Origin of the sequence: Methylobacterium sp. WL6, assembly GCF_008040095.1 — a bacterium.
Taxonomy (GTDB): Bacteria; Pseudomonadota; Alphaproteobacteria; order Rhizobiales; family Beijerinckiaceae; genus Methylobacterium.
Window position 1 is genome coordinate 1 of sequence record NZ_VRVH01000554.1, and the last position, 1,427, is coordinate 1,427.

Below are 1,427 nucleotides of genomic sequence, written 5' to 3' on the forward strand. Positions count from 1 at the left end.
GCGCCGAACAGGTTGCGCGGGGCCGCGATCCGCGGGTGCGGCGCCCCCGGCGGGCGCATCGCCCGCACCGTCGCGACCGGATCGGCGACGAGGTCGTCGAGCGAGACGGAGGCGTCGGCGATGCGGTTGACGAAGGAAGCGTTCGCGCCGTTCTCCAGGAGCCGCCGGACGAGGTAGGCGAGCAGGGTCTCGTGGGTGCCGACGGGGGCGTAGATCCGGCACGGCCGGTCGAGCCCGCCCGGGCCGACCACCGCCGCGTAGAGCGGCTCGCCCATCCCGTGCAGGCACTGGAACTCGTAGTCGCCGGGCCGGAAGCCGGGGCCGGCCATCTCCAGGATGCTGGCCACGGTCTGCGCGTTGTGGGTCGCGAATTGCGGGAACACCGCGTCCGGCGCGGCCAGCAGCATCCGGGCGCAGGCGAGGTAGGACACGTCGGTGTGGGCCTTGCGGGTGAAGACCGGGAAGTCGGAGAGCCCCTCGACCTGCGCCCGCTTGATCTCGCCGTCCCAGTAGGCGCCCTTCACCAGCCGGACCATCAGGCGGCGGCCGCTCCGGCGGGCGAGGTCGACGAGCCAGTCGACGACGAAGGGGCAGCGCCGGCCGTAGGCCTGGATCACGAAGCCGAGCCCGTCCCAGGCCGCGAGGTCCGGGTCGGTGGCCAGCGCCTCGAGGATGTCGAGGGAGAGGTCGAGCCGGTCGGCCTCCTCGGCGTCGATGTTCAGGCCGATGCCGTACCCCCTGGCCAGCACGGCCAGCGCCTTCGCCCGGGGGATCAGCTCCGCGAGCACGCGGGCGCGCTTCGTCCGCGTGTAGCGCGGGTGCAGCGCCGAGAGCTTGATCGAGATGCCCGGCCCCCCGATGACGCCCCGCCCGGCCGATTCCCGCCCGATGGCATGGATCGCCGCCGCGTAGGCGGCCTGGTAGCGGGCGGCATCCGCTTCCGTGGCCGCGGCCTCCCCGAGCATGTCGTAGGAATAGGCGAACCCCTTCGCCTCGTTGGGGCGCGCCCGGCGCAGGGCCTCGGCGATGGTCTCGCCCATCACGAACTGCTCGCCCATCAACCGCATGGCGAGGTCCACGCCCCGGCGGATCAACGGCTCCCCGCCCCGCCCGATCAGGCGCGTCAGGGCCGCGGACAGGCCGCGCTCGCGCGTCGTCGCGGTGAGCTTGCCGGTCACCAGCAGGCCCCAGGTCGCCGCGTTGACGAACGGCGAGGGGCTGTGGCCGAGATGGGCCCGCCAGTCGCCGGGGGCGATCTTGTCGCGGATCAGCGCGTCGCGGGTCGCCGCGTCCGGGATGCGCAGCAGGGCCTCGGCGAGGCACATCAGGGCGACGCCCTCCTGGCTCGACAGGTCGTATTCGTGGATCAGGCCCTCGACGCCGCCCCGCTTCGCCGTCCGCCGCAGGCCCGCGACCAGGCCGCGCGC

Annotated in this window: 1 protein-coding gene; it reads right to left on the reverse strand. The window is 74.2% G+C overall.

The features are described 5' to 3' along the window. Positions 1–1,418, reverse strand: a 1,418-nt coding sequence (locus FV230_RS28290; protein ID WP_246695045.1) for a proline dehydrogenase family protein, incomplete at its 3' end; no start/stop codon positions are given. Positions 1,419–1,427: the final 9 nt, after the last annotated feature.